The organism is Streptomyces sp. NPDC038707, assembly GCF_040636485.1.
In the GTDB taxonomy this organism is placed as follows: domain Bacteria; phylum Actinomycetota; class Actinomycetes; order Streptomycetales; family Streptomycetaceae; genus Streptomyces.
Genome location: NZ_JBEZUP010000076.1, coordinates 1 through 8,186, shown reverse-complemented (window position 1 = coordinate 8,186; position 8,186 = coordinate 1). Strand labels below are relative to the sequence as shown.

Genomic DNA, 8,186 nt, shown 5'->3' with positions numbered 1-8,186 from the left:
ACGCGCTGCGTGCCCTGATCGACGCGGCGGCGAGCCGCGCCGGGGCCGAGCTGCGCATCGCCGTCCAGACCAACTCCATGCCCGTCCAGAAGCAACTCGTCCTGGCGGGGCACGGCTGGACCCTCCTGCCAGGCGTCGGCATCGCCCAGTACCTCACGAGCGGCGCGCTCAGCGCCGCGCCGCTCACCGATCCCGACGTGTGACGCTCGGTGGTTCTGGCCACCCCCAGATACGGCCGGACACCACCCGCCGTCGAGGTCGTCGCCCATAAGCTGGTGCGACAGATCCACTCGGCGGTGGCCCATGGCAGATGGCTCTCCGCCCAGCTCCCGGGAGCCGACAGCACCGCCGAGACCGGGTGATCGGCCATCACATCAGTACGACCGGAGAGACGACATGACCGGCACCGAACGCCTGCCCCACGCCTTCGCCCGCGCCCAGGACGGCACGGCACTCGCCCATCAGCGCAGCGGAGACGGCACTCCGCTCGTGCTCCTCGCCGGGCAGGCCAACAACCACCACTGGTGGGACGGCATACGCGAGGACTTCCACGGCACGCACTGCACCATCACCATGGACTATCGAGGCACTGGAGCCAGCGACAAGCCCGAAACCGGTTACTCCACCGACCAGTTCGCCGAGGACGTGATCGCCGTCCTCGACGCACTGGGCATCGAGCGCGCCGACGTCTACGGCACCTCCATGGGCGGACGCGTCGCGCAATGGGTGGCCGCCCGGCACCCGGAACGAGTCCGCCGTCTCGTCCTCGGCTGCACCAGTCCCGGCGGCCGGCACGGAGTGGAACGGGACCCCTCGGTGCGGCGCGCCCTGGCCCAGCCGGATCCGCAAGCCGCGCGCGAGGCGCTGACCGACCTCATGTACTCGCCGTCCTGGCGCACCGCCCACCCCGGCCCCTACAACACCCTCGGCGACCCCGGCGCGCCCCCGCACGCCCGGCGCGGCCACCTGCTGGCCAGCAACCTGCATGACGCGTGGGACGCCCTGCCCGGCATCACCGCGCCGACGCTGATCCTCCACGGCGGCCAGGACCGGATGACCCCGCCGGACAACCTCGCCCTGCTCGCCGCCCGCATCCCCGACACCCGAACCCACCTCTTCCCCGAAGCCCGACACGCGTACTTCGAGGAATGCCGGGCCGAAGCGAGCGCGCTGGTCTCGGCCTTCCTCACGTCACCGGGTGCGACGAGCTGACCTTCCCGGCCACCCTTGTCGTACGCGAACCGTCCCGCACCCGGCCGACCTGATCCCCGCGAGGACACGACATGCCCGTCCCTCTTGCCCCCTACGTCGAGTCATGGCGCCCCGAACCGGTCACCGACGCGGACGTCCTCCCGCCCGCCCCGGCAGCGGCTCTGTCGGCCCTGCTCGACCTCCCGGGCTCCGCCGCCACATCCGGCGGCCCCCTACCGCCGCTGTGGCAGTGGCTCTACTTCCTCCACTGGGCTCCCCAGCAGGCCCTGGGCCCCGACGGCCATCCGCGCGACGCCCGTTTCCTGCCGCCCGTCCCCGACCGGCGGCGCATGTTCGCCGGCGGGCGCTGCACCATCAGCGAGCCCTTGTGTCTCGGCGAACCGGCCGGGCGCGTCAGCAGCCTGGCCGCCGTCACCGACAAACAGGGCCGCAGCGGCGAGCTGCTGTTCGTCACCGAGCGCCAGGAGTTCCGGCAGAACGGGCGCACATGCCTGGTCGAGGAACAGGACATTGTCTACCGGTCGGGCGGCAGCTCCGCACCCCGGCACCCCCCGGCCACGCTGGACGACACCACCGTGCCGACGGCGCAGTGGCCGCGGCAGCTGCGTCTGCGACCCGACGAGACCCTGCTCTTCCGCTTCAGCGCCCTGACGGCCAACGCCCACCGCATCCACTACGACACCCCGTACGTCCGTGACGCGGAGCGCTACCCCGGCCTGGTCGTCCACGGCCCCTTGCTGGCCCTCCTGATGGCGGAACTGGTACGCAGGAACGCTCCCGAGCGGCAGGTACGCTCGTTGTCCTACCGGCTGCACCGGCCGGTGTTCGCCGGCGAGCACATCCTGGCCGACGGCACCCCCTCGCACGGGCAGGCCGGACTGCGCATCGCCACCCACCGCGAGACCCGGCACGCCGACGCCGAGGTGACCTTCGCATGAGCCACCCGGATCACAGCCGCATCGCCGCCGCGTGCCGCCCGCTGACCCGAACGGCACCCCCCTGGCCCTGGCTAGCCCGGGCTGTGTGCGCGCGTGCGGTCGGACCACCTCACGACGAGCGGTATGACCTGGCCGGCGACGGGGAAGAGAGCTCCCATGGCGAGCCAGCCCGGCTCGCCCCAGCCGATGCAGACCAGGCCGAGCACCGGCGGACCGATCGCGTTGGACAGGCCCTGGCCGATGGCGAACAGGCCCGAGTACCGGCCCTGTGCGTGCTCGGGGGCGAGGCCGAAGGACAGCTCGAACGAGGCGGCTGTGTACAGCAGTTCACCCGTGGTGAGGGCGATCACGCCGATCAGGACGACGACCACGGCGACCCATCCGGGCGCGCCGCCCGCCACCGCGATGAGGGCAGTGGAGCGGAGGAACGCCGCCCCCGCGCGGCGCGCTGTGCGGCCGGCCGACGCGTTGTCGTGGCCGCCGCGGCTGACCCGCACCTGAAGGCAGACCACGAGGGCGGCGTTGACCGCCACGCTCGCGCCGACAAACCACCGCGGCGCATCAGTGTGCCCGATGATCCACAGCGGCAGGGCGAACATCAGCACCTGGTTCTGGACGGACATGATGCCGTCCAGGGCCGTGAGCGCCACGTACGGCTTGTCCCTCAGGGCCGGCCAGCGGCCGCCCTGCGCCGGGACGTCCACCGGCGACACGGACGGAATGCGGGAGACGACGGCCGCGGAGACGAGGAACGTGACGGCGGTGCCGAGAAGGAGACACACGTACGCGGTCCTGATGTCCAACTGGACGACGACGCCGGCCGCGAGGGCTCCGGCGCCGACGGCGATGTTGTTGAGGGCACGCAGGTAGGAGCGGTAGCGGGTGGGATTCGGGGCGCCCAGGGCGCGGGTCAGAGGGCCGCGGGCGGCCGTGCCGGCCGCAACGGCGAACTCGGCCACGCACAGGCACGCGATCAGCAAGGGGAAGGAGTGCACGAACACCAGTCCCGCCACGGCGAGGGCCTGTGCGATGACCGCGAGCCGGAAGACCTCGCGCGGGCCTTGCCGGTCGGCCAGGTGGCCCACGGGGACGCCGGCGGCGAGTGCGATCAGGGCGGCGGCGCCCAAGGCGAATCCGACCCGGGCGACCGGAAAACCCACGGAGCGGGTGAAGAACAACGCGGCCCCGGAGATGAAGAGGCCCTTGCCGATCTGGTTGATGAAGGTCGCGGCGGCGAAGGCGGTTTGGCGCTCATGTCGGGCAAGAGGCCACGGGCCCCGGCCTGGCTGTCATCCCTCGTTCGGTGCCCTTCCCGGCCGCCGTGTCGGTCTGTTCGCCTGGCAGGCGCTGACCGGTGGTGTCCAACTGACTGTCCTTCCGACTCCGTGATGGCGTTTTGTCTTGTTGGTCCTCTCTCCGACGACCGTCAACGGTGCGTCACGGGTGAACGCTCGACGTCGAACCCGGAGGGTGGCCAGGCGTCAGGCGGTCTTGTGGCGGGCACCGCCCTCGACGTGGATCGTCTCGCCGGAGACAAAACCCGCGCGGAGGAGCCACATCACCGTGTCGACCACGTCGTCGGTCTCGCCGTGCCGTCCGACGAGGGTTCCGGCCGCGCTCTTGCTCAACAAGGCGGCCTTCTTGTCACCAAGGCGATCCCATGCGCCCGAGTCCACGACACCGGGCGAGACGGCGTTGACCCGTACCGGCGCCAGATCCGCCGCCAGATGGCGCGCGGCGTACTCGAGCGCACCGTTCGTGACCCCCTTGACGAGCGAGCCCGGCCCGGGGCGCCAGCCGACGACACCGGAGAACAGCACCATCGACCCGGTCGGCCGCATCACCGGCGCGAAGTGCTTGGCGACGAGCATCGGACCGATCACCTTCGCCGTGAACGCGGCCAGCAGCTTGTCACGGTCCAGCTCGGTCACGCGAACGTCGTGCGGTGCCGAACCGGTCGTCACGATGTGGTCGATTCCGTCCTTCAGCCGTTCCGCCGCGGCCGCGATCGTCGACTCGTCCTGCAGATCGAGCCGCACCGCCGTGGCACCGATCTCGCTCGCCAGCGCGTCGGCCGCGGCCAGATCACGGACACCGACGACAACGTCGTACCCGTCCTTCTTCGCACGCCTCGCGACGGCCGCGCCGAGCGCCCGCGCACCGCCGATGACCAGGATCCGCTCCATGGGTCCCACTCCCTCTCGTTTAGGATCGGGTGCAACGGTATAAATTTGATACCGGTATCTTCAACGAAACTGGGAGCAGCCATGGGCAAGGCGTACAACGTGATGGCAGCGACCTGCCCGAGCCGCGCGGTCCTGCACCGTATCGGCGCCCGATGGACCGTGTTCGTCGTCAACGCCCTCGAGGACGGACCGCGCCGCTTCAGCGAGCTGAAGGCGCACATCCGGGGCATCACCCCGAAGGCCCTGACCGAGACACTGCGCTCCCTGGAAGCCGACGGTCTGATCAGCCGCCACGATTACGACGAGAATCCGCCGCGCGTCGAATACGCCCTTACACCGCTGGGCCGCTCTCTGCTCATCCCGCTCCGCGCCGTACGACGCTGGGCCGAAGAGCATATCCCGGACATCGAGGCGGCCCGGGCCCGCCGGCCGGTTGTGTGACCACCATGAGCCGGCGGACTCGCCGCCCCGGCCTCGACGTCACCGTTACCCCGCGCGAAGAGGCCGGTCGACCCGCGCCCACGCCGAAAGGAACCGGTCGTGCTCGGGGGGACCGGACCGGTCATTCGGAACCTGGGTGACGTCAAGCAGATGTTGATCGCAGGCTCTCGGCGAAGGGCAGGTGCGGTGGACATCACGGTGCAGTGGATCAAGACGTCCTGGACGAAGCAGTCTCGGGGCGGAGAGGCGCCGCTGCCCGCAGGAACGCGGCGCCGGTCGGCTTCTCGTTGCCCCAGATGCCCCTCCGGTTTGCCCACTTCAATCAGATGTCCGAGCGTGACGGCTTCGAGCCACGTTCGAGCCAGAAGGGCCTTCGCGAGATCGGTGTCAGCCGGCGGGACGAAGGTGATCGACTCCGAGTCCTCGCTCGTGTGGAGCCGCTCTTCGGGTTGCCGCCTCGGCCGCGCAGGCCGCCGGCAGTTCGACTGCTTCCCGGGCAGTGGGTCCGCTGGCAGTTGAACTATCGGTTCACCAGCGCCCTGGGAATCCGCGGTTGGTCGTACTGGCTCGACACGTTCAACATCGCTTACGGCCCCGTTGACCGGGATGTCTTCCTGTCAGAGCCGACCGTGATCGTCGATGAGTGCGGCCCAGTTCGATAGAGCAGGCGGACTGTACTCGGACGGCTGATCGCGCTGGCCTCCCTCTTCGTCACCCAGGCGATCCTGGCCGAGGGGCACGCCGGCTACTCGATCGACCACCCGGGCGGGGCACTGGCGATCGTCAGCTCAGCGGTGGTGGAACCGATCTACGCGCTGATCGGCCTGGGTACGGGGCGTTGATCCGGCACACCGCCCTGGCCACCGTCTCGGTCCTCGTGCTGCTGATGCTGCCGGAACTCACCTCGGGCACCACCTACGCCTGGTCCGGGACATCAACCACGCGCTGCCGCGCTCGGCCTGACGAGGAAGCGCAGCACCAGCGCATTCAGCTCCGCCGCTCGCACCATGGACATCCCGTGGTGCGAGACCCCCGGAAGTACCATCACCTCCCCCACCGCCAGGACGCGGCACGCGGCCGCCGCCACCCGACGCACCCGGTGCGCCCGACTCCCGGCCGCAAACGCGACGGCTGCTGCTGCTCAACCCCACTAGGCCGGCCGACGACCAGCGCGAGTCCCCCCGATCACCCCACACACCAGACCGGTGACCTGCGGCTTCATGATGCAGGGTCTCAATGGGGCCTCGCTCACGCGAGGCCCCAATGACGGGATCAGACGGTGAGGACGAGCTTGCCCTGGAGGTGACCGCCGTCGAGCAGCCGGTGTGCCTCGGCGACCCGCTCGAACGGGAACGTCTCCTGCACGTGGACCCGAAGCCTGCCCTGTTCGACGAGTTCGACGAGACCTCGCAGGGCGACCGGATCGGGGTCGACCGCGATGCCGCTGAAGCGCATGCCGGCCGCCTCGTACTTGGCGATGAGCTCCGAATCCTCCTCGGCGACCGCCGTCACCAGGTGACCGCCCGGGCGGAGCACGTCGAGCGACCGCTCGGCGGTGTCGCCGCCGATCGTGTCCAACACGACGTCGATGTCGCGGACCGCCTCGGTGAAGTCGACCGCCATGTAGTCGATCACCTCGTCGGCGCCGAACCCCTCGACGAACTTCCGCTTGCTCCCGCTGGCGGTCGCGATCACGTGCGCGCCGAGCGCTTTCGCGATCTGGATCGCGACGTGGCCGACCCCGCCACCACCGCCGTGGACCAGGACACGGTCGCCCTCGCGCACGCCGCCGAGGTCGACCAGGCCCTGCCACGCCGTCAGCCCGACGACCGGCAGCGCCGACGCCTCGACGTGCGAGAGCGACGCCGGCTTGCGTGCCAGGTGCAACGCCGGCGCCGACACGACCTCGGCGTACGCGCTCGCCGCCCGCGGGAACAGCGGCATCCCGAACACCTCGTCGCCGGGCCTGAACCGCCACGTCCCCGGCGCCTCCTCAACCACGCCGCTGATGTCCCAGCCCAGGACGAACGGCGGCCGGCCGATCAGCGGGAACTCGCCGGCGCGCAGACGCGCCTCCAACGGGTTCAGCCCGATCGCCTTGACGCGGACGAGAACCTCGGTCGGGAGAGGCTGGGGCTCGGGCGCGTCCACGATGGTGAGCACCTCGGGACCGCCGAGCGTCTCCTGGGTGATGACTCGCATGACTCTCCTGGCTTTGGAAGGGGGAGAGAACCCAGCCTAGGTTTCCGATAGGAACCAGCAGGTACCTTTGGGGCCATGAGCGGTCTCGGTCCCGGTGATCTCTTTCTCGCCGACTGCCCGGCGCGTCTGGCAGTCGAGCTCATCGCCGACAAGTGGACGGTGGTCGTACTAGCCGGCCTCAGCAAGGGCCCAGTGCGCCATGGCGAACTGATCGAGCTGATCGGCGGCATCTCCCGCAAGATGCTCACCCAGACGCTCCGACGGCTCGAGGCGCACGGACTCATCCGCCGCCACGCCTACGCCGAAGTCCCGCCCCGCGTCGAGTACGAGCTCACCGCACTCGGGGCGACGCTGATCGAACCGATCCACATGCTGGCCGAGTGGGCGAGGGCGAACGGCGACGCAGTGCTCAATGCGCTCGACGAGGATCCCAAGCGGGTCGCCCACAACGACTGACACCCCCGCTAGAACAGCCACCTGCTGACGGATCATAGGCGGAGGCCGGTCGTGGGCGCAGCCGAACCCCGCATCCCGCCAGAGCCGGACCTGCCCGAGGATCTACGCCATCATCATCAGCCGCCGACCGGCACGAGTATCCAACTCACCATTCACACCAGACCTGTGACCTGCGACTTCACAATGCACACCGCTCAATGGAGGGCCCGGGACTTCAAGATCTTGCGCACGGGACCATCCCCGCGGGCGCGGGAGCAGTCGTCGTCGGCCTCGAGGGCGAGGTGCTCCAAGGGACCATCCCCGCGGGCGCGGGGAGCAGCGCGCCGCCGCCAGCCTGCACGCGGACGCCGGGGGACCATCCCCGCGGGCGCGGGGAGCAGCGTTGCCGTCGCTGCCACCTCGCGCACCGTTCGGGACCATCCCCGCGGGCGCGGGGAGCAGTCATCAACGACCCCGAGCGGCGGCGGATCATCGGGACCATCCCCGCGGGCGCGGGGAGCAGCCGTCCTCCTCGGACGGGGCCCGCTTCTTTGCGGGACCATCCCCGCGGGCGCGGGGAGCAGTGAGCGGCCATCACGGTCCCTCCGGTGTCTGGGGGACCATCCCCGCGGGCGCGGGGAGCAGGAGCCGCCCCCGCCGATCGACTACGCCGAGGAGGGACCATCCCCGCGGGCGCGGGGAGCAGGCTGAATGACCTGCGGTTTTACTGGCGCTGGGGGCGGTTTCCGAGCACTTTCTCCGACTCCGACAA

General features: G+C 70.5%; 7 protein-coding genes, 2 pseudogenes and 1 CRISPR repeat array. Of the genes and pseudogenes, 6 read left to right on the top strand and 3 right to left on the bottom strand.

The annotated features are described in order from the left end of the window. The 3 genes from AB0E62_RS39695 to AB0E62_RS39685 all read left to right on the top strand — a co-directional run. Positions 1-203: LysR substrate-binding domain-containing protein (locus AB0E62_RS39695; protein WP_362205907.1), on the top strand; the 203-nt coding region annotated here is incomplete at its 5' end. 193 nt (positions 204-396) lie between these two features. Continuing rightward, the gene (locus AB0E62_RS39690; protein ID WP_362205904.1) at positions 397-1,212 is read left to right on the top strand and encodes an alpha/beta fold hydrolase; all 816 of its coding nucleotides are present in this window, start codon (positions 397-399) and stop codon (positions 1,210-1,212) included. 71 nt (positions 1,213-1,283) lie between these two features. Continuing rightward, a complete protein-coding gene (locus tag AB0E62_RS39685; protein WP_362205901.1) occupies positions 1,284-2,150 on the top strand; it encodes a hypothetical protein in 867 nt (288 codons plus the stop codon). Positions 2,151-2,221: 71 nt separating this feature from the next. Here the strand turns inward: AB0E62_RS39685 and AB0E62_RS39680 are convergent. Then, positions 2,222-3,373: pseudogene (locus AB0E62_RS39680) on the bottom strand (MFS transporter); the annotation flags it as partial. A gap of 258 nt (positions 3,374-3,631) precedes the next feature. Further along, a complete protein-coding gene (locus AB0E62_RS39675; protein WP_362205898.1) occupies positions 3,632-4,336 on the bottom strand; it encodes an SDR family oxidoreductase in 705 nt (234 codons plus the stop codon). 81 nt (positions 4,337-4,417) lie between these two features. On the opposite strand from AB0E62_RS39675, the gene AB0E62_RS39670 reads away from it, so the two are divergent. Together AB0E62_RS39670 and AB0E62_RS39665 are read left to right on the top strand one after the other, a co-directional pair. Beyond that, on the top strand, positions 4,418-4,777 hold the full coding sequence (locus AB0E62_RS39670; protein ID WP_362205895.1) for a helix-turn-helix domain-containing protein: 360 nt from the start codon (positions 4,418-4,420) through the stop codon (positions 4,775-4,777). A gap of 186 nt (positions 4,778-4,963) precedes the next feature. After that, positions 4,964-5,439, top strand: a pseudogene (locus AB0E62_RS39665) (hypothetical protein). 610 nt (positions 5,440-6,049) lie between these two features. On the opposite strand, the gene AB0E62_RS39660 reads toward AB0E62_RS39665, so the two are convergent. Further along, on the bottom strand, positions 6,050-6,979 hold the full coding sequence (locus tag AB0E62_RS39660; protein WP_362205892.1) for an NADP-dependent oxidoreductase: 930 nt from the start codon (positions 6,977-6,979) through the stop codon (positions 6,050-6,052). Between the two features lie 75 nt (positions 6,980-7,054). On the opposite strand from AB0E62_RS39660, the gene AB0E62_RS39655 reads away from it, so the two are divergent. After that, on the top strand, positions 7,055-7,435 hold the full coding sequence (locus tag AB0E62_RS39655; RefSeq protein WP_359048510.1) for a helix-turn-helix domain-containing protein: 381 nt from the start codon (positions 7,055-7,057) through the stop codon (positions 7,433-7,435). Positions 7,436-7,665: 230 nt separating this feature from the next. After that, positions 7,666-8,120: direct repeats of the CRISPR family, unit length 29 nt; unit sequence GGGACCATCCCCGCGGGCGCGGGGAGCAG. Positions 8,121-8,186 lie beyond the last annotated feature (66 nt).